The organism is Pseudomonas sp. H1_D05 (assembly GCF_054682705.1).
In genome coordinates, this window is record NZ_CP162825.1 from 1,644,092 (window position 1) to 1,663,168 (window position 19,077).

The 19,077-nt window shown below is 59.0% G+C and carries 17 protein-coding genes and 1 pseudogene; 9 read left to right on the top strand and 9 right to left on the bottom strand.

Features of this window, described 5'->3' with window-relative positions:
- The first annotated feature begins 89 nt into the window (after positions 1-89).
- Together AB4O11_RS07570 and AB4O11_RS07575 are read left to right on the top strand one after the other, a co-directional pair.
- A complete protein-coding gene (locus tag AB4O11_RS07570; RefSeq protein ID WP_093429671.1) occupies positions 90-1,511 on the top strand; it encodes an aminotransferase-like domain-containing protein in 1,422 nt (473 codons plus the stop codon).
- A gap of 60 nt (positions 1,512-1,571) precedes the next feature.
- On the top strand, positions 1,572-3,140 hold the full coding sequence (locus AB4O11_RS07575) for a phospholipase D family protein (RefSeq protein WP_460130404.1): 1,569 nt from the start codon (positions 1,572-1,574) through the stop codon (positions 3,138-3,140).
- A gap of 86 nt (positions 3,141-3,226) precedes the next feature.
- Here the strand turns inward: AB4O11_RS07575 and AB4O11_RS07580 are convergent, their stop codons facing one another.
- Positions 3,227-4,369 (bottom strand): MFS transporter, encoded by a 1,143-nt coding sequence (locus AB4O11_RS07580; RefSeq protein ID WP_099757511.1) that lies wholly within the window; start codon positions 4,367-4,369, stop codon positions 3,227-3,229.
- Positions 4,370-4,557: 188 nt separating this feature from the next.
- On the bottom strand, positions 4,558-6,051 hold the full coding sequence (locus tag AB4O11_RS07585; protein WP_257356602.1) for an aldehyde dehydrogenase: 1,494 nt from the start codon (positions 6,049-6,051) through the stop codon (positions 4,558-4,560).
- 238 nt (positions 6,052-6,289) lie between these two features.
- Between AB4O11_RS07585 and AB4O11_RS07590 the strand changes: the two genes are divergently transcribed.
- A complete protein-coding gene (locus tag AB4O11_RS07590; RefSeq protein ID WP_460130405.1) occupies positions 6,290-6,652 on the top strand; it encodes a cupin domain-containing protein in 363 nt (120 codons plus the stop codon).
- A gap of 180 nt (positions 6,653-6,832) precedes the next feature.
- On the opposite strand, the gene rpmG is transcribed toward AB4O11_RS07590, so the two are convergent.
- Both rpmG and rpmB read right to left on the bottom strand, forming a co-directional pair.
- Positions 6,833-6,988, bottom strand: a complete 156-nt coding sequence (rpmG, locus tag AB4O11_RS07595) for a 50S ribosomal protein L33 (protein ID WP_007894709.1) — start codon at positions 6,986-6,988, stop codon at positions 6,833-6,835.
- Between the two features lie 11 nt (positions 6,989-6,999).
- A complete protein-coding gene (rpmB, locus tag AB4O11_RS07600; protein WP_007920377.1) occupies positions 7,000-7,233 on the bottom strand; it encodes a 50S ribosomal protein L28 in 234 nt (77 codons plus the stop codon).
- Between the two features lie 448 nt (positions 7,234-7,681).
- On the opposite strand from rpmB, the gene AB4O11_RS07605 reads away from it, so the two are divergent.
- A complete protein-coding gene (locus AB4O11_RS07605) occupies positions 7,682-9,268 on the top strand; it encodes an ABC transporter substrate-binding protein (RefSeq protein ID WP_460130406.1) in 1,587 nt (528 codons plus the stop codon).
- A 133-nt stretch (positions 9,269-9,401) separates the two neighbouring features.
- Here AB4O11_RS07605 and radC read toward each other — a convergent pair whose 3' ends face one another.
- On the bottom strand, positions 9,402-10,076 hold the full coding sequence (gene radC / locus AB4O11_RS07610; protein ID WP_095125023.1) for a RadC family protein: 675 nt from the start codon (positions 10,074-10,076) through the stop codon (positions 9,402-9,404).
- Positions 10,077-10,211: 135 nt separating this feature from the next.
- Between radC and coaBC the strand changes: the two genes are divergently transcribed.
- The 4 genes and pseudogenes from coaBC (at position 10,212) to argB (ending at position 14,499) form a co-directional block, all read left to right on the top strand.
- The gene (coaBC, locus tag AB4O11_RS07615) at positions 10,212-11,420 is read left to right on the top strand and encodes a bifunctional phosphopantothenoylcysteine decarboxylase/phosphopantothenate--cysteine ligase CoaBC (RefSeq protein ID WP_007920365.1); all 1,209 of its coding nucleotides are present in this window, start codon (positions 10,212-10,214) and stop codon (positions 11,418-11,420) included.
- A gap of 5 nt (positions 11,421-11,425) precedes the next feature.
- Positions 11,426-11,881 carry a dUTP diphosphatase gene (gene dut, locus AB4O11_RS07620; protein ID WP_038359240.1) on the top strand — a complete coding sequence of 152 codons (456 nt, stop codon included), beginning with the start codon at positions 11,426-11,428 and terminating at the stop codon, positions 11,879-11,881.
- 318 nt (positions 11,882-12,199) lie between these two features.
- Positions 12,200-13,576 (top strand): annotated as a pseudogene (locus AB4O11_RS07625) (phosphomannomutase/phosphoglucomutase); the annotation flags it as partial.
- Between the two features lie 17 nt (positions 13,577-13,593).
- Positions 13,594-14,499, top strand: a complete 906-nt coding sequence (argB, locus tag AB4O11_RS07630) for an acetylglutamate kinase (RefSeq protein WP_003229488.1) — start codon at positions 13,594-13,596, stop codon at positions 14,497-14,499.
- A 168-nt stretch (positions 14,500-14,667) separates the two neighbouring features.
- On the opposite strand, the gene pyrE is transcribed toward argB, so the two are convergent.
- Entirely contained in the window at positions 14,668-15,312 is a 645-nt protein-coding gene (pyrE, locus tag AB4O11_RS07635; RefSeq protein WP_008078597.1) for an orotate phosphoribosyltransferase, read from the bottom strand.
- An 82-nt stretch (positions 15,313-15,394) separates the two neighbouring features.
- On the opposite strand from pyrE, the gene AB4O11_RS07640 reads away from it, so the two are divergent.
- Positions 15,395-16,174, top strand: a complete 780-nt coding sequence (locus AB4O11_RS07640) for an exodeoxyribonuclease III (protein WP_007920349.1) — start codon at positions 15,395-15,397, stop codon at positions 16,172-16,174.
- A 78-nt stretch (positions 16,175-16,252) separates the two neighbouring features.
- Here the strand turns inward: AB4O11_RS07640 and gltS are convergent, their stop codons facing one another.
- The 3 genes from gltS to rph all read right to left on the bottom strand — a co-directional run bounded on the left by gltS (position 16,253) and on the right by rph (position 18,941).
- The gene (gene gltS / locus AB4O11_RS07645) at positions 16,253-17,464 is read right to left on the bottom strand and encodes a sodium/glutamate symporter (RefSeq protein ID WP_093429662.1); all 1,212 of its coding nucleotides are present in this window, start codon (positions 17,462-17,464) and stop codon (positions 16,253-16,255) included.
- Between the two features lie 357 nt (positions 17,465-17,821).
- Complete coding sequence (locus AB4O11_RS07650) at positions 17,822-18,190, bottom strand: DUF4870 domain-containing protein (RefSeq protein ID WP_007920344.1); 369 nt, start codon at positions 18,188-18,190, stop codon at positions 17,822-17,824.
- 28 nt (positions 18,191-18,218) lie between these two features.
- Entirely contained in the window at positions 18,219-18,941 is a 723-nt protein-coding gene (gene rph / locus AB4O11_RS07655) for a ribonuclease PH (protein WP_016985814.1), read from the bottom strand.
- Between the last annotated feature and the right edge of the window lie 136 nt (positions 18,942-19,077).

Genomic DNA, 19,077 nt, shown 5'->3' on the forward strand with positions numbered 1-19,077 from the left:
TCCATACAGATTTGCCGCTTTGTCGACTGAATTGTCGATTTTTGCGAGATCTGTACTGGTTTATCGAATCACCGCACCGAGGCTGCGCCATGACCCTTTATGTAAACCTCGCCGAATTGCTCGGCACGCGCATCGAAAACGGCTTCTATCGCCCAGGTGACCGGCTGCCATCGGTGCGCGCCTTGAGCGTCGAACACGGGGTCAGTCTGAGCACGGTGCAACAGGCCTATCGCGTGCTCGAAGACAGCGGCCTGGCCACGCCGAAACCCAAGTCCGGCTACTTTGTGCCGGTCGGCCGCGAACTGCCGGAGCTGCCCGCCGTCGGCCGTCCGGCGCAGCGCCCGGTGGAGATTTCGCAGTGGGATCAAGTGCTGGAGTTGATTCGCGCGGTGCCGCGCAAGGATGTCGTGCAACTGGGTCGTGGCATGCCGGACATCAGCTCGCCGACGATGAAGCCTTTGCTGCGTGGGCTGGCGCGGATCAGCCGCCGTCAGGACATGCCCGGTCTGTATTACGACAACATCCACGGCACTCTCGAACTGCGCGAACAGATCGCTCGACTGATGCTCGACTCCGGCTGCCAGTTGAGCGCGAGCGATCTGGTGATCACCACCGGTTGCCACGAAGCGCTGTCTACCAGCATCCACGCGATCTGCGAACCGGGCGATATTGTCGCGGTGGACTCGCCAAGCTTTCATGGCGCCATGCAGACCCTCAAAGGCCTGGGTATGAAAGCCCTGGAAATTCCCACCGACCCGCTCACCGGGATCAGCCTCGAAGCGCTGGAACTGGCACTGGAACAATGGCCGATCAAGGTCATCCAGCTCACGCCCAACTGCAATAACCCGCTCGGCTACATCATGCCGGAGTCGCGCAAACGCGCCCTCCTCAACCTCGCGCAGCGCTTCGACGTAGCGATCATCGAGGACGATGTGTATGGCGAACTGTCCTACACCTACCCGCGCCCTCGCACGATCAAATCCTTCGACGAAGACGGCCGTGTGCTGTTGTGCAGTTCGTTTTCCAAGACCCTGGCGCCGGGGCTGCGCATTGGCTGGGTCGCGCCGGGTCGATACCTTGAACGGGTGTTGCACATGAAATACATCAGCACCGGCTCGACCGCGCCGCAGCCGCAGATCGCTATTGCCGAATTTCTCAAGGCTGGCCATTTCGAACCGCATTTGCGGCGCATGCGCACGCAATACCAACGCAGCCGCGACCTGATGATCGATTGGGTGACCCGCTATTTCCCGGCAGGTACCCGCGCCAGCCGGCCGCAAGGCAGCTTCATGTTGTGGGTCGAGTTGCCGGAAGGTTTCGACACCTTGAAACTGAATCGTGAGTTGCACGACCAAGGCGTACAGATTGCCGTCGGCAGTATCTTTTCCGCCTCAGGCAAGTACCGCAATTGCCTGCGGATGAACTACGCTGCCAAACCGACAGCGCAGATCGAAGAGGCGGTGCGCAAGGTCGGCGCGACCGCTGTCAGATTGCTGGCGGAAGCCGACTGACCTTTTTCCAGAGAACCGCGTCCATATGCCGACCCTTGCCGCCATTCGGAATGATCCTACGTGAGCTTCAGACAGCCCCTACTCGCTTTGCTGTTACTCGCCTCGTTCCTGAGCGGCTGTGCCAGTCTCGATGTCCCGCGCGAGCCAAGTCAGGCGTTACCGGCAGCTGATTCCAGCTTCGGCCGTTCGATTCAGGCGCAAGCGGCGCCCTATCAGGGCCGCTCAGGTTTTCGCCTGCTGTCCAACAGCAGCGAGGCGTTCACCGCCCGCGCCGAGCTGATTCGCAACGCCCAGACCAGTCTCGATCTGCAGTACTACATCGTCCATGACGGCATCAGCACGCGAATGCTGGTGGAGGAACTGCTCAAGGCTGCCGATCGCGGCGTGCGCGTGCGCATTCTGCTCGACGACACCACCAGCGACGGTCTGGACCAGATCATCGCCACGCTGGCGGCGCATCCGCAGATCCAGATCCGCCTGTTCAACCCGCTGCATCTGGGCCGCAGCACCGGCGTCACCCGCGCGGCGGGCCGCTTGTTCAACCTGTCGCTGCAACACCGGCGCATGCACAACAAGCTGTGGCTGGCGGACAACAGTGTGGCCATCGTCGGCGGGCGCAATCTCGGTGACGAATATTTCGACGCCGAGCCAAACCTGAATTTCACCGACATCGACATGCTCAGTGTCGGGCCGGTGGCCGAGCAGCTCGGGCACAGTTTCGACCAGTACTGGAACAGCGCCCTGAGCAAACCGATCGACGAATTTCTCTCCAGCCGACCGACCGCCAAGGACCTGCAGAACACCCGCACACGTCTGGAAGAATCGCTGGAGGAAACCCGCAAACAGAATCACGCGCTGTACCAGCAGTTGATGACATTCAAGACTGCGCCGCGCATGGATATCTGGCGCAAAGAGCTGATCTGGGCATGGAATCAGGCGCTGTGGGACGCGCCGAGCAAGGTGCTGGCCAAGGCTGAACCGGATCCGCAATTGCTGCTGACCACGCAGCTGGGCCCGGAGTTGAAAAACGTCAGCAAAGAACTGGTGATGATCTCGGCCTATTTCGTTCCGGGCCAGCCGGGACTGGTCTACCTGACCGGTCGTGCCGATGCCGGCGTCTCGGTAAGCCTTCTGACCAACTCGCTGGAAGCCACCGATGTGCCAGCGGTGCACGGCGGCTATGCGCCGTATCGCAAAGCGTTGCTGGAGCATGGCGTGAAACTGTATGAACTGCGCCGTCAGCCTGGGGATAACTACGGCAGTGGCCCGCATGTGTTTTACAGCAAATCGTTTCGCGGCTCTGATTCAAGCTTGCACAGCAAAGCGATGATCTTTGATCGGCAGAAGTCGTTTATCGGCTCGTTCAACTTCGACCCGCGCTCGGTGTTGTGGAACACCGAGGTCGGGGTCTTGGTCGACAGTCCGGAGTTGGCCGAGCATGTGCGTGAGCTGGCCTTGCAGGGGATGGCGCCGGCGCTGAGTTACCAAGCGAAATTGCAGGATGGCCAGATCGTTTGGATCACCGAAGACAACGGCCAGCTGCACACGCTGACCAAGGAACCGGGGAGCTGGTGGCGGCGCTTCAACGCATGGTTCAGCACCACTGTCGGCCTTGAGCGGATGCTTTAAAAAGCAAAGATCGCAGCCTGCGGCAGCTCCTACAGTTGAAATGCATTCCCCCTGCAAGAGCTGCCGCAGGCTGCGATCTTTTGACCTTAAGCCGTTTGCACCGTACCGAATGCACCTTGCCGCATCAGCAGAATCACCAGTCCAAACGCCCCAACCGCCATCAGCAGCGGCAACGCATGTCCGCTGATCCACTGACTGCCCGCCCCCGCCATCAGAGGCCCGATCAGACAGCCAACCCCCCACAGCTGCGCAATATGCGCATTGGCCCGCACCAGTGCATCGTCACGATAACGCTCGCCAATCAGGATCAGTGACAGGGTAAACAGCCCGCCGGCGCTGGCACCGAACAGCACCCACAGCGGCCAGATCAACAGCGTGTCGATCAACATTGGAATCGCCAGGCTCGACAGCATCAGGATCACTGCGCACCCAGTGAACAGGGTGCGCCGCGACAGATAATCGGCCAGCGCACCAATCGGCAGTTGCAGCAGCGCATCACCCACCACCACCGTGCTGACCATCGCCAGCGCAATCTCGGCAGTGAAGCCCTGTTGCAGGCAATACACCGGCAGTAACGTCAGGATCATCGCCTCGAATGCGGCGAACAACGACACCGCCCAGGCAATCGCCGGCAACTCACGGGCGAAGCCCCACAACTCCTTGAACGTTACGCTGCTGGCTTCACTGCTCGGAGCACCGCTGCGGCCCAGCAAAAGCAATGGCGACAGCAACAGCAAAGCGACACCGACCCAGAAACCATAATCATGCTCGGTACCCAGCGCGCCCAACAGCAACGGACCCGACAGTTGGCTCAACGCATAGCTGCTGCCATACAGCGCCACCAGCCGCCCGCGCCAGTTCTCGACCACCAGTTGATTGATCCAGCTCTCGCCGAGGATGAACACGATGGTCAGGATCACCCCGATCATCAGCCGTAGCACCAGCCAGATCGGGTAGCTCGGCAGCAACGCCAACAGACCGATCGACAGCGCACCGGCCCACAGGCACAGGCGCATCAGGTTCGCCGTGCCGAAACGCGCCGCCAGATGGCTGGAAATCTTCGCGCCCAACAACACGCCAATCGCCGGCATCGCCGCCATCACGCCGATGGCAAAGGAGCCGTAGCCCCAACCTTCGAGGCGCAACGACACCAACGGCATGCTGACCCCCAGGGCCAGGCCGACACTCAAGACAGACGCCAACACGGCGAAATACGTCGCCCACCGCATGTTCCACGCTCCTGTGGATTATTTTTATGTGCACCACAAAACCAATGTGGGAGCGAGCTTGCTCGCGAATACGGTTTCACATTCAGCAGATCTGCTGACTGATACACCGCATTCGCGAGCAAGCTCGCTCCCACAAGGGATCTCTGTATGGTTCGGGAGCCTGATTGAATCAGGCTCCCCTCAGCGGCTTACAGCTTGATCCACGTCGCTTTCAGCTCGGTGTACTTGTCGAACGCGTGCAGCGATTTGTCGCGACCGTTACCCGACTGCTTGAAGCCGCCGAACGGTGCGGTCATATCACCACCATCGTACTGGTTAACCCAGACACTGCCTGCGCGCAGTGCCTTGGCGGTCAGATGCGCCTTGGAGATGTCCTGGGTCCATACCGCAGCGGCCAGGCCATACGGCGTGTCGTTGGCGATCTGGATCGCTTCTTCAGCCGTATCGAAAGCGATGACCGACAGCACCGGGCCGAAGATCTCTTCCTGAGCGATCTTCATCGCGTTGCTCACGCCATCGAAGATCGTTGGCTCAACATAAGTGCCGCCGGTTTCCTGAAGAATGCGCTTGCCGCCGGCGACCAGTTTGGCGCCATCGGTGTGACCGGATTCGATGTACGACAGCACAGTATTCATCTGCTGAGTGTCGACCAATGCACCGACGTTGGTGGCCGGATCCAGCGGGTTGCCCGGCTTCCAGGCTTTCAGTGCCTCGATCACCATCGGCAGGAATGTGTCCTTGATCGAACGCTCGACCAGCAGACGCGAACCGGCGGTGCAGACTTCGCCCTGGTTGAAGGCGATGGCGCTGGCAGCGGATTCGGCAGCGGCTTGCAGATCCGGCGCATCGGCAAAGACGATGTTCGGGCTCTTGCCGCCGGCTTCCAGCCAGACGCGTTTCATGTTCGATTCGCCGGAGTAGATCATCAGTTGCTTGGCGATTTTGGTCGAACCGGTGAACACCAGCGTGTCGACATCGTTGTGCAGGGCCAGCGCCTTGCCGACGGTGTGACCGTAGCCCGGCAGCACGTTGAGCACGCCTTTCGGAATACCGGCCTCAACAGCCAGCGCAGCGATGCGGATGGCGGTCAGCGGGGATTTTTCCGATGGTTTGAGGATCACCGAGTTACCGGTCGACAGCGCCGGGCCGAGTTTCCAGCAGGCCATCATCAGCGGGAAGTTCCACGGCACGATGGCACCGACGACACCCACTGGCTCGCGGGTCACCAGGCCCAGTTGGTCGTGCGGCGTGGCCGCCACTTCATCGTAGATCTTGTCGATCGCTTCACCGCTCCAGCTCAGCGCTTGCGCCGCACCCGGAACGTCGATGTACAGCGAATCGCTGATCGGCTTGCCCATGTCGAGGGTTTCGAGCAGGGCCAGTTCTTCAGCGTGCTGCTTCAGCAGGCCGGCAAAACGAATCATGGTGGCTTTGCGTTTGGTCGGTGCCAGACGCGACCAGACGCCGGAGTTGAAGGTGGCGCGGGCGTTTTCCACGGCGCGCTGGGCGTCGGCGGCGTCACAGCTGGCGATCTTGCCAAGCAGACGGCCATCGACCGGGCTGATGCACTCGAAGGTCTCGCCGGAGACGGCGTCGGTGTATTCGCCATTGAGGTAGGCGCGGCCCTCGATTTTCAGATCGCGGGCGCGTTGTTCCCAGTCGGTACGAGTCAGGGTGGTCATTTAAGTGTCCTCCTCTTGTTCAATACGAGCGCCGCGCGATCGTCGCCAGCGTCCTCAAAAATTCTGCCCGGCCAGCCTGCATTTCGGCCCAAGGCACCCGCCACCCTAAACCAGCGGCCGGGGTTGTTTCAATATATTTGACATAAGGTGGTCATACGGCCTTGCGGTGTTGATTTTAATCAACATAGACTTTGGCCCTTTCCAGCCAATCGCGCCGTATTTACGGGGGATAACAACAATGAACATCCAGAACGTCGTCGACATCAGCCTGACCAGCAGCGAAGCCGAACGCTATCGCCCGGACCCGGCGAAAGTACTGAAGGGTGATCCTGAGCAAGCGGTGTTTCATCAATACGACAGCCCGTGTGGGCAGATGGGCGTTGGCGTATGGGAAGGTGCGGTGGGTCAGTGGACGGTGAATTACACCGAGCATGAATACTGCGAGATTTTACAGGGCGCGTCGGTGCTGCGTGACGGCGAGGGCAATGCCAAGACCTTGCGCGTTGGCGACCGGTTTGTGATTCCGGCAGGGTTTCGGGGCACTTGGGAAGTGCTCGAAGCTTGCCGCAAGATCTATGTGATCTTTGAACAGAAGGCTTGAGGATTTTCGCTGGCTGATCCGGCCCTATCGCGAGCAGGCTCACTCCTACAATTGACCGCATTCCATGGTGGGAGCGAGCTTGCTCGCGAAGGCGTCAGGACAGGCGACACAAAAATCGAGACCACAAAAAAGGCCCGTATCGTGAGATACGGGCCTTTTTCGTAAGTCGGGAAAAATCAATTACTTGATTTTGCCTTCCTTGTAGATCACGTGCTTGCGAACAACCGGATCAAATTTCTTGATCTCGATTTTGTCCGGGGTAGTACGCTTGTTCTTGTCGGTAGTGTAGAAGTGACCAGTACCGGCGCTCGAGATCAAACGAATCAATTCACGCATGATTAGCTCCCTTAAATCTTGCCATCGCGGCGAAGTTCGGCGAGCACGACAGTGATGCCACGCTTGTCGATGATACGCATGCCTTTGGCAGATACGCGCAGACGCACAAAACGTTTCTCTTCTTCAACCCAGAAGCGGTGATGCTGCAGGTTCGGCAGGAAACGACGACGGGTTTTGTTGTTTGCGTGGGAAATGTTATTCCCAGTCACCGGACCCTTACCGGTAACTTGACATACTCTCGACATGCCTCAGCCCTCTAAAACCACATGCCCAACCCGGCATGGGTTGGCCGCTTAATCTCTCAGTCATTTGGCGCCAGGCGCCGCGTTTCTTTAGAGGTCTTACCGGCTACACCTACAGTGAAGGAACCGGGCCCCTAGAAAAGAGCGCTGCTTTATACCAGAAAGACTTCGGAGCAACAACATTCGGTGTGCAAACAATCCACAAAAAGGCGCTTTTTCAGCCTGCGAACGCCTTGGATAAAGGCTGGCATCGATTTTTACCACTCGTCGCAGAAAATCGTCCCTACGGGCGATTCAGACTTTTTACCGCGCACCGCGGTCTGAAAAACCGCCATCACTGTGCCCCGAAAATGCAAAAAGGGGATAGTCATTTGTAATCCAGACCTCTAGGGTAGGCCTTTTCCAGACTGCACTTGCAGATGGGCCTTCGATCTGTAAAAGGAAACCGACCATGCGCCTCGCTGCCCTACCCCTGTTGCTCGCCCCGCTCCTGCTGAGCCCCCCGGCCCAGGCCGCCGCGCTGAGCGTCTGCACCGAGGCCAGCCCTGAGGGTTTCGACGTGGTGCAGTACAACTCGCTGACCACCACCAACGCCTCGGCCGACGTGCTGATGAACCGTCTGGTTGAATTCGACACCGCCAGCGGCAAAGTCGTGCCGAGCCTGGCCGACAGCTGGGAAGTCAGCACCGATGGCCTGACGTATGTCTTCAAGCTACACCCGCAGGTGAAGTTTCATACGACTGACTACTTCAGGCCGAGCCGTGAGCTGACTGCAGAAGACGTCAAATTCAGCTTCGACCGCATGCTCGACCCGGCCAACCCGTGGCACAAAGTCGCCCAGAGCGGCTTCCCGCATGCGCAATCGATGCAGTTGCCAGCGTTAATCAAGAAGATCGACGCGCTCGATCCGCTGACTGTGCGCTTCACTCTTGATCACCCGGACTCGACCTTCCTGGCGACCCTGAGCATGGGCTTCGCCTCGATCTACTCCGCCGAATACGCCGACAAATTGATGAAGGCCAACGCCACGGACAAGCTCAACAGCCAGCCGATCGGTACCGGCCCGTTTGTGTTCAATCGCTTCCAGAAAGACGCGGCGATTCGCTACAAGGCCAACCCGGATTACTTCGGCGGCAAGCCTTCGGTAGACCCGTTGATCTTCGCCATCACCCCGGACGCCAACGTGCGCCTGCAAAAGCTACGGCGCAACGAATGCCAGATCGCCCTGTCGCCAAAACCGTTGGACGTACAGGCCGCGCTGAAAGAGCCGACACTGAAAGTAGAAAAGACTGACGCGTTCATGACCGCTTTCGTTGGCATCAACAGCCAGCATCCCCCGCTGGACAAGCCAGAGGTGCGTCAGGCCATAAACCTCGCCTTCGACAAGGCCAACTACATCAAGGCGGTGTTCGAAGACACCGCCGAAGCGGCCAATGGCCCTTACCCACCGAACACCTGGAGTTATGCGAAGAACCTGCCGGGTTACCCGCATGACGTGGCCAAAGCCAAGGCGCTGATGGTCAAGGCCGGTTTGAAAGACGGCTTCCAGACCACCATCTGGACGCGTCCTTCGGGCAGCCTGCTCAACCCGAACCCAAGCCTCGGTGCACAGTTGTTGCAATCGGATCTGGCGGAAATCGGTATTCAGGCGGAAATCCGCGTGATCGAGTGGGGCGAACTGATTCGCCGCGCCAAGGCGGGCGAGCATGACCTGCTGTTCATGGGCTGGGCCGGCGACAACGGCGACCCGGACAATTTCCTGACACCGCAGTTTTCCTGCGCCGCGGTCAAATCGGGCACCAACTTCGCACGCTACTGCAACGCCGATCTGGACAAGCTGATCAGCGCCGGCAAGACCACCAGCGAACAAGGCGTACGCACCAAGCTCTATGAGCAGGCGCAGACGCAGATTCAGCAGCAGGCGTTGTGGCTGCCGCTGGCGCATCCGACCGCGTATGCGCTGACACGTAAGGACGTGCAGGGTTACTCGGTAAGCCCGTTCGGCCGACAGGACTATTCCAAGGTCAACCTGAAATAACCTGCCCTGCACATCACCTGTAGGAGTGAGCCTGCTCGCGATGGCGTCATTTCAGTCAACCCATTCGGTGACTGGAAAATTGCTATCGCGAGCAGGCTCACTCCTACAGGGGTTTAGCGTTTGTCCCTGAGAGTTACATCCAGCCACACTCCGCCATCGACAACGGCTCACCATCACCAACGATGAAGTGATCGAGTACCCGCACGTCAATCAACTCCAGTGCCTTTTGCAGGCGTTTGGTCAGCAGCCGATCTGCCTGACTGGGGTCAGTGTTCCCCGATGGATGGTTGTGGCACAGGATCAACGCAGCGGCGTTATTGGCCAAACATCGCTTCACAACCTCGCGTGGATGCACGCTGGTGTTGTCGATTGAGCCGCGAAACAGTATCTCGAAATTCAGTACTTGATGTTTGGAGTCGAGAAACAGGCAACCAAACACCTCATGCGGTTCGTGACGAAGCATCGATTTCAGATAATCGCGAACGACCTGAGGGTTTTCCAAGGCTGGTTTCTGCCGTGATTTCTCAGCCAGATGCCGCCTGCTCATTTCCTGAGCAGCTTGCAGTTGCGCAAACTTCGCCGGCCCGAGCCCCAATTGTTTGCTGAATTCGTCCTGATCGGCCTCAAGCAGCAAACGCAGGCTGCCGAATTGAGTCAACAGATTGCGCGCCAGATCCACAGCACTTAGTCCGGGCAATCCGGTGCGCAGAAAAATCGCCAGCAACTCAGCGTCTGAAAGGCTCGCTGCCCCGTGTTCCAACAACCTTTCCCGCGGACGTTCCGCCGCAGGCCAATCGCGAATACTCATAGCACTTCCCTGTCTGTGGGCGCCGCTGTTCCGTAGCGGTCGCTGTGATATCGTAGCCCATCTTTTTTGCGGGCGAATTCACCCTGGGGAGGGGGTTTCGCCACGTATGTCACCCACGAAATGAAAGGCAGACCTATGCAGCGGCTGTATCGGAAACGCATCGTGCTCGGCGTCGGCGGCGGCATCGCGGCCTACAAGAGCGCCGATCTGGTTCGTCGCCTGATCGATCAGGGTGCCGAAGTACGCGTGGTCATGACCCATGGCGGCGCCGAGTTCATCACCCCGCTGACCATGCAAGCGCTGTCCGGCCACCCGGTCCACCTCGACTTGCTCGACCCGGCTGCCGAAGCCGCGATGGGCCACATCGAGCTGGCGAAATGGGCCGATCTGGTACTGATCGCCCCGGCCACTGCCGACCTGATCGCCCGCCTGGCCCAAGGCATCGCCAACGATTTGCTGACCACCCTGGTGCTGGCCACCGACGCCGTTGTGGCAGTCGCGCCGGCAATGAATCAGGCGATGTGGCGTGATCCGGCGACCCAGGCCAACCTGCAACTCCTGGAAAGCCGTGGCCTGAAGACCTTCGGCCCGGCCTCGGGTAGCCAGGCCTGCGGCGACGTCGGCATGGGCCGCATGATGGAGGCCACCGACCTCGCACAATGCGCGGCGGACTGCTTCCAGCGCCAGGCGCTGACCGGCAAACACGTCGTCATCACCGCCGGCCCGACTCAGGAAAACATCGACCCGGTTCGCTACATCACCAACCACAGCTCCGGCAAAATGGGCTTCGCACTCGCTGAAGCCGCAGTTGAGGCCGGCGCCCGCGTCACGCTGATCAGCGGCCCGGTGCACCTCCCGACGCCGGATCGCGTCACGCGCATCGACGTGGTCAGCGCCCGCGACATGCTCGCGGCCTGTGAGTCGGCGATCCCGTGTGACGTGTTCATCGCCTCGGCGGCCGTTGCGGACTACCGCCCGGAAGTCGTCGCCCCGCAAAAACTCAAGAAAGATCCTACGAGCGGTGACGGCTTCGTCCTGCAAATGGTGCGTAACCCGGACATCCTGGCCACCATCGCGACCCGTCCCGACCGTCCGTTCAGTGTCGGTTTCGCCGCCGAGACCGAACACCTGCTCGACTACGCTGCACGCAAGCTGAAGGACAAGAATCTCGATTTGATCGTCGCCAACGACGTCGCCAACCCGAGCATCGGTTTCAACAGCGAAGAAAACGCCTGCAGCGTGATTGACCGTGCGCTGCACGCCACGGTTTTCGCCCAGACCAGCAAGAGCAAGATCGCTCGCCAACTGGTCACCTTTATCGCCGAACGTCTGAACCAGGTTTAATTTACATGCACGCTTTGCAAGCCAAGATCCTCGACCCACGCATCGGTACCGATTTCCCGCTGCCGCAATACGCCACCCCGGGTTCCGCCGGCCTCGACCTGCGCGCCATGCTGGATCAGGACATCGTGATCAAGCCGGGTGAAACCGTGCTGATCCCCACCGGTCTGTCGGTTTACATCGGCGACCCGAACCTCGCCGCGCTGATCCTGCCGCGCTCGGGCATGGGCCATAAGCACGGCATCGTGCTGGGCAACCTCGTCGGTTTGATCGACTCCGATTACCAAGGCCCGTTGATGGTGTCCTGCTGGAACCGTGGCCAGACCGATTTCACCATGACCGTCGGCGAACGTCTGGCGCAACTGGTGCTGGTACCGGTGGTACAGGCGCATTTCGAAATGGTTGAAGAGTTCGTCGAAACCGAACGCGGCACCGGCGGGTTTGGCCACACCGGCACCAAGTAACCGGAGTCATCTTCTGTAAGAGCTGCCGCAGGCTGCGATCTTTTGATTTTTAAGATCAAGATCAATAGATCGCAGCCTGCGGCAGCTCCTACAGGGGGAAGTTTCAGCAGATCAGCTGAAAGGTTTAACACCGAAAATCAAGGTTTTGCCGGCCGAAAGCCACGCCCGCCGAGGCATCATGGCCCTTTCATACCACGAACTCTCCGTGAAAAACGCCGTCATACCCTTCAGTTTGAGCCTGCCGTCGAACGATTCGTCGGTCTGTCCCGCCACTTTCGAGATGGAGCATTTCCGTAGATGAGCACCCCAGCCAAGATCGCCCCGAAGCTGCCCGACAGCATTTTCCGCGCCTATGACATTCGCGGCACCGTGCCGGAATTCCTCAATGCCGAAACCGCTTACTGGATCGGCCGCGCCATCGGTTCGCAGAGCCTGGCCCAAGGTGAACCGAACGTTTCCGTCGGTCGCGACGGCCGCCTGTCCGGCCCGGAGCTGGTTGCAGAACTGATTCGCGGCATCGCCGAAAGCGGCTGCCACGTCAGCGATGTCGGCCTGGTGCCAACGCCTGCGCTGTACTACGCCGCCAACGTCCTGGCCGGCAAATCCGGGGTGATGCTCACCGGCAGCCACAACCCGTCGAACTACAACGGTTTCAAGATCGTCATCGCCGGCGACACCCTCGCCAACGAACAGATCCAGGCCCTGCACGAGCGCCTGAAGAGCAACAACTTGAGCAGCGGCACCGGCAGTGTCACTCAGGTCGAGATCCTCGACCGCTACAACACCGAAATCGTCCAGGACATTAAACTGGCACGGCGCCTGAAAGTCGTGGTCGACTGCGGCAACGGCGCGGCCGGTGTGATCGCCCCACAACTGATCGAAGCGCTGAATTGCGAAGTCATCCCGCTGTTCTGCGAGGTCGATGGCAACTTCCCCAACCACCACCCGGATCCGGGCAAGCCTGAGAACCTCGTCGACCTGATCGCCAAGGTCAAGGAAACCAACGCCGATATCGGCCTGGCTTTCGACGGCGACGGCGACCGCGTCGGCGTGGTGACCAACACCGGCAGCATCGTTTATCCCGACCGCCTGCTGATGCTGTTCGCCCGTGACGTGGTCGCGCGCAACCCGGACGCGGAAATCATCTTCGACGTCAAATGCACCCGTCGCCTGGTGCCGCTGATCAAGGAATACGGTGGTCGTCCGCTAATGTGGAAGACCGGTCATTCGTTGATCAAAAAGAAAATGAAACAATCCGGTGCGCTATTGGCCGGGGAAATGAGCGGGCACATCTTCTTCAAGGAGCGCTGGTTCGGTTTTGACGACGGCATCTACAGCGCCGCACGGCTGCTGGAGATCCTCAGCAAGGAAAAATCCACCGCGGAAGAGCTGTTTGCGACGTTCCCGAACGATATTTCTACGCCGGAAATCAATATCCATGTGACCGAAGAGAGCAAATTCAGCATCATTGATGCACTGCACGACGCACAGTGGGGCGCAGGCGCTGACCTGACCACCATCGACGGCGTGCGAGTCGATTACGCCAAAGGCTGGGGCCTGGTGCGCGCGTCCAACACCACACCGGTGCTGGTGCTGCGCTTCGAGGCCGATGACGAGGCTGAATTGCAACGCATCAAGGATGTGTTCCACGCCCAACTGAAACGCGTTGCACCTGATCTCCAACTACCGTTCTGATCCACCCGGAGCCCTGAATGACCCTCGAACGCGAAGCCGCCGCCCATACCGCCCAGGTCCTGTCCGAAGCGTTGCCTTACATCCGACGTTATGTCGGCAAGACCCTGGTGATCAAATACGGCGGCAACGCGATGGAAAGCGAGGAGCTGAAAACCGGCTTTGCGCGCGACATCGTCTTGATGAAAGCCGTGGGCATCAACCCGGTCGTGGTTCACGGTGGCGGCCCGCAGATCGGCGATCTGCTCAAGCGTCTGTCGATCGAAAGCCACTTCGTCGATGGCATGCGCGTCACCGACGCCGCGACCATGGATGTGGTGGAAATGGTCCTTGGCGGCCAGGTCAACAAAAGCATCGTCAACCTGATCAACCGTCACGGCGGCAGCGCCATCGGCCTGACCGGTAAAGACGCCGGGCTGATTCGTGCGAAGAAGCTCACCGTCACCCGTCAGACGCCGGAGATGACTCAACCGGAAATCATCGACATCGGTCAGGTCGGCGAAGTGGTCGGGATCAATACCGAACTGCTGAACCTGCTGGTCAAAGGCAACTTCATCCCGGTGATCGCGCCGATCGGCGTGGGTGAGAACGGCGAGTCGTACAACATCAACGCGGATCTGGTGGCTGGTAAAGTCGCCGAGGCACTGAAAGCCGAGAAGCTGATGTTGCTGACCAATATTGCCGGCCTGATGGACAAGTCGGGCACCGTGTTGACCGGCCTGAGCACGCAGCAGGTCGACGACCTGATCGCCGACGGCACTATCTACGGCGGTATGCTGCCGAAGATCCGTTGTGCACTGGAAGCGGTTCAGGGCGGCGTGGGCAGCTCGCTGATCATCGACGGCCGCGTGCCGAACGCGATCCTGCTGGAAATCTTCACCGACACCGGTGTGGGCACGCTGATCAGCAATCGCAAGCGCCCATAAGCGCTGACGTAAACAAAAAGACCCCGCTCAGCCTGGCTGAGCGGGGTCTTTTTTTGCACCACATTCCCTGTGAGAGCGAGCCTGCTCGCGAAAGCGGTCTCTGCATCACATCAATGTTAAATGTGAAGCCCTCTTCGCGAGCAGGCTCGCTCCCACAGTGCTCTGCGGTTAAACGCCGAACTGGGCGCGATAGGCTTCCACGGCGGGCAGGTGTTGCTTGAGCTGCGGATCATCGGCAAGGAATTCCAGCACCTGATTCAGCGAAACAATGCTGATCACCGGGATACCGAAATCACGCTCGACTTCTTGAATGGCCGACAATTCACCGTTGCCACGTTCCTGACGGTTCAGCGCAATCAGCACGCCCGCAGCCTTGGCACCGTCCTGGGAAGCGATGATCTGCATCACTTCGCGGATTGCTGTACCGGCCGTGATTACGTCATCAATGATCAGCACATCGCCAGTCAGTGGCGCGCCGACCAGACTACCGCCCTCGCCGTGGGCCTTGGCTTCCTTGCGGTTGAAGCACCACGGCAGATCACGGTCGTGGTGCTCGGCCAGTGCCACAGCGGTGGTTGCCGCCAACGGGATGCCTTTGTAGGCCGGGCCGAACAGAACGTCGAAAGGAATGCCGCTCTCAGCGATGGCTGCCGCGTAGAAACGCCCCAGCTGCGCCAGGGCCGAACCCGAGTTGAACAGGCCGGCATTGAAGAAGTAAGGACTGGTGCGCCCGGACTTCAGGGTGAACTCACCGAAGCGCAAAACGCCGCGATCGATGGCAAAACGAATGAAATCGCGCTGATACGCTTGCATGAAAAAAACCCCAAATACCACGGATTTAGCTAATTAGCTTGACGCCGTGTATCATACACGCACGCGATTTTTGGGGCCATTTATGCGGATCATCAGTGTGAACGTCAATGGTATTCAGGCTGCAGTCGAGCGTGGTTTGCTCAGTTGGCTGCAAGCACAGAATGCCGACGTCATCTGCCTGCAGGACACCCGTGCCTCCGCCTTTGAACTGGATGACCCAGCCTTCCAACTGGATGGCTACTTCCTTTATGCCTGCGATGCTGAAGTCCCTGCCCAAGGCGGCGTGGCTTTGTATTCGCGGTTGCAACCGAAGGCTGTCATCAGCGGTCTCGGTTTCGAGACGGCCGACCGCTACGGGCGCTACCTGCAAGCAGATTTCGACAAAGTCAGTATTGCCACCTTGCTGCTTCCTTCGGGGATGAACGGCGATGAGGACTTGAACCAGAAGTTCAAGCTCATGGACGACTTCGGCAAGTACCTGGACAAACAGCGGCGCAAACGTCGCGAGTACATTTATTGTGGCTCGCTGTACGTGGCGCAGCAGAAGCTCGACATCAAGAACTGGCGCGACAGCCAACAATCCCCGGGCTTCCTGGCGCCAGAACGCGCCTGGATGGACGAGATTGTTGGCAACATGGGCTACGTCGATGCCCTGCGCGAAGTCAGCCGCGAAGGCGACCAGTACAGCTGGTGGCCGGACAACGAACAGGCTGAGATGCTCAATCTGGGCTGGCGTTTCGATTACCAGATCCTGACCCCGGGCCTGCGGCGCTTCGTGCGCAGTGCTCGCCTGCCGCGTCAGCCACGGTTCTCGCAGCACGCACCGCTGATCGTCGACTACGACTGGACGCTGACCATCTAAGCGCCTTTTCGCAGTTAAAAATGCCCGTATCGCAAGATACGGGCATTTTTTGTGCCTCACAGTGCAGCAGATTCGAACTCAGACTGCCGCGAAGAACGGTAAGGCCAGATACAGCTTGATCACGATGACATTGATAATGTCGATGAAGAACGCTCCAACCATCGGCACCACCAGAAACGCGATCTGCGAGGGGCCATAGCGCTGCGTCACGGCCTGCATGTTGGCAATGGCAGTCGGCGTGGCACCCAGGCCAAAACCGCAGTGCCCTGCCGCCAGCACGGCCGCGTCGTAGTTGCGCCCCATCATCCGGAATGTCACGAAAATCGCGAACAACGCCATGACCAGCGCCTGCACTGCCAGGATGATGAAGATGGGCAGCGCCAATGCTGCCAGATCCCACAGTTTGAGCGACATCAGGGCAATCGCCAGAAACAGCGACAAGCTGACATTGCCCAGCACCGACACCTCACGCTCGAACACCTGATACAGACCCAACGCCGAAAGCCCGTTGCGCAAGACCACGCCAACAAACAGAACACAAACGAACGTCGGCAACTCGAATGCGGTGCCCTGCAGCAGGCCGTTCAACAGATTGCCCGCCAGCAAACTGACCGCGATCAGGGCGAGTGTTTCTATAAACGAAAACGGGGTAATCGAGCGTTCTTTGTTTGGTTGCTCGAAGCCTTTCGGCAACCGCAGCGGCGCATCCGGACTCTGACAACCGGGCACCTGCACTCGCTTGATGAGCAAGCGCGCGACTGGTCCGCCGATCAAACCACCCAGCACCAGGCCAAACGTCGCGGAAGCCATCGCCAGCTCCGACGCAGATGCCAGACCGTATTTCTCACTGAATACCGTACCCCACGCAGCCCCAGTGCCGTGACCGCCCGCCAAGGTGATCGATCCGGTCAGCAGTCCCATCAATGGATCGAGCCCGAGCATTGTTGCCAGCCCGATCCCCATCGCATTCTGCACTACCAACAATCCGGTGACTGCCAATAGAAATATCCCGACAACGCGCCCGCCTTTCTTCAAGCTGGCAAAGTCTGCACTTAGACCAATGGTGGCAAAAAAGGCCAGCATCAAAGGTGTCTGCAGCGAAGTATCGAAACGAATTTCAATATTGAGCGTTCGCAGCAGCAACAAGATCAAGGCAACTACCAGGCCACCCGCGACAGGTTCGGGAATGTTGTAACTGCGCATGAAACCAACACGCATAACGAGCCCGCGTCCTAGCAGAAGGACTAAGGAGGCGGCCACAAGTGTTCCGTAAAAATCGAGCTGAATCATTGGGATTATTCTTGGCTATATATTCAGAGGCGAGCTGTTTACCTGCACGCGCCTCATGAACCGGCTGATTGTCTCAACACTGATTACTCGGAAATTCAATAGCCTTCGATGGCTTGAATATATCTTAATATTTCAGGAGAAATATTATCCGAGCAACTTTAACAATCGTCGCCTTTGATTCCAAGGCCATGAATCCTAACTAAGCCGATGCAGTTGTGACTAAAAGTGTATATACAGAAAGAGTATCGACCGATCATCGCGATCAGATCATTCCTACCCATAATAACGATTAATTTTGTTGCATTAATAAAATGCCCTGACAGGTCAGGGCATTTGTTTTAAAACTTTTCGAGCGCCTTATTTGATCAGCCGCCAGGTAAACGGATATCGGTAAGGAAAACCTTCATTGGCCTTCACACCGGCGATGATGGTCAATACCAGCGCACCAATGGCCAGTATCCCCAACAGGAAGAACCCGATGATCAGCACCATCAGCAGGAAACAGATCAACGAGGCGATGGCGACGGTGATCTGAAAATTCAGCGCCTCCTTGCCTTGAGCGTCGATGAACGGGTCCGTTTCGCGCTTCATCTGCCAGAGGATCAACGGCCCGATCAGATTGCCGAACGGGATCCAGATCCCCAGCAAGGCGGACAAGTGACAAAACATCGCCCACTGGCGAACCTCCTGGCTCGGTTTGGGCAGCAACTCTTGTTCGTCACTCATCGCGTCCTCCTTGCGGTTATGAACCTGCTCAGTCGGCCAGTGCAGCCTTTTGCAGTTCGAAGATTTCGTTCATGCCTTGCTTGGCCAGTTCCAGCATGGCGTTCAAGTCTTCAGGCTGGAACGGCGCGCCTTCAGCCGTACCCTGCACCTCGATGAAACCACCGGTGCTGGTCATCACCACGTTGAGGTCAGTCTCGGCGGCGGAATCTTCAAGATAGTCCAGATCCAGCACAGCCTCGCCCTGATACATGCCCACCGACACGGCACCGATCATCTGCTTGAGCGGATCGCCACCCTTCAGGCCGCCACGCTTCTTGATTACTTTCAGTGCATCAACCAGTGCAACCATGGCGCCGGTGATCGAAGCCGTGCGAGTACCACCGTCGGCCTGAATCACGTCGCAGTCGACGTACAGGGTCACATCGCCCAGCTTGGACATGTCCAGCGCAGCGCGCAGGGAACGGCCGATCAGGCGCTGGATTTCCAGGGTGCGACCGCCCTGCTTGCCACGGCTCGCTTCACGCTGGTTACGCTCGCCAGTGGCGCGCGGCAGCATGCCGTATTCGGCGGTCAACCAACCCTGGCCCTGGCCTTTGAGGAAGCGTGGTACACCGTTTTCGACGCTGACGGTGCAGATGACTTTGGTATCACCGAATTCGACCAGTACGGATCCCTCGGCGTGTTTGGTGTAGTTGCGGGTAATGCGGATCGAGCGGAGCTGATCGGCAGCGCGACCACTTGGACGTTTCATAGGGAATACCTGTACTGGGGACGGAAAACTGCCGAGCATTATAGAGCGCTGCACCGCGCGTGGGCACTCGTTAAAAATCCAGCCCGACGATCGAAGGCCCTGAAACACCCGTTACCGACGGGATGCAGCCCTTTGT

Excerpts from the sequence above, each read along its gene's own strand:
- rpmB (WP_007920377.1), bottom strand. The coding sequence starts at position 7,233 with ATGTCGAGAGTATGTCAAGTTACCGGTAAGGGTCCGGTGACTGGGAAT.
- radC (WP_095125023.1), bottom strand. The coding sequence starts at position 10,076 with ATGAGTATTCGCGATTGGCCTGCGGCGGAACGTCCGCGGGAAAGGTTG.
- AB4O11_RS07585 (WP_257356602.1), bottom strand. The coding sequence starts at position 6,051 with ATGACCACCCTGACTCGTACCGACTGGGAACAACGCGCCCGCGATCTG.
- AB4O11_RS07590 (WP_460130405.1), top strand. The coding sequence starts at position 6,290 with ATGAACATCCAGAACGTCGTCGACATCAGCCTGACCAGCAGCGAAGCC.
- AB4O11_RS07605 (WP_460130406.1), top strand. The coding sequence starts at position 7,682 with ATGCGCCTCGCTGCCCTACCCCTGTTGCTCGCCCCGCTCCTGCTGAGC.
- argB (WP_003229488.1), top strand. The coding sequence starts at position 13,594 with ATGACCCTCGAACGCGAAGCCGCCGCCCATACCGCCCAGGTCCTGTCC.
- dut (WP_038359240.1), top strand. The coding sequence starts at position 11,426 with ATGCACGCTTTGCAAGCCAAGATCCTCGACCCACGCATCGGTACCGAT.
- AB4O11_RS07570 (WP_093429671.1), top strand. The coding sequence starts at position 90 with ATGACCCTTTATGTAAACCTCGCCGAATTGCTCGGCACGCGCATCGAA.
- AB4O11_RS07650 (WP_007920344.1), bottom strand. The coding sequence starts at position 18,190 with ATGAGTGACGAACAAGAGTTGCTGCCCAAACCGAGCCAGGAGGTTCGC.
- AB4O11_RS07640 (WP_007920349.1), top strand. The coding sequence starts at position 15,395 with ATGCGGATCATCAGTGTGAACGTCAATGGTATTCAGGCTGCAGTCGAG.
- coaBC (WP_007920365.1), top strand. The coding sequence starts at position 10,212 with ATGCAGCGGCTGTATCGGAAACGCATCGTGCTCGGCGTCGGCGGCGGC.
- rpmG (WP_007894709.1), bottom strand. The coding sequence starts at position 6,988 with ATGCGTGAATTGATTCGTTTGATCTCGAGCGCCGGTACTGGTCACTTC.
- rph (WP_016985814.1), bottom strand. The coding sequence starts at position 18,941 with ATGAAACGTCCAAGTGGTCGCGCTGCCGATCAGCTCCGCTCGATCCGC.
- AB4O11_RS07580 (WP_099757511.1), bottom strand. The coding sequence starts at position 4,369 with ATGCGGTGGGCGACGTATTTCGCCGTGTTGGCGTCTGTCTTGAGTGTC.
- pyrE (WP_008078597.1), bottom strand. The coding sequence starts at position 15,312 with ATGCAAGCGTATCAGCGCGATTTCATTCGTTTTGCCATCGATCGCGGC.
- gltS (WP_093429662.1), bottom strand. The coding sequence starts at position 17,464 with ATGATTCAGCTCGATTTTTACGGAACACTTGTGGCCGCCTCCTTAGTC.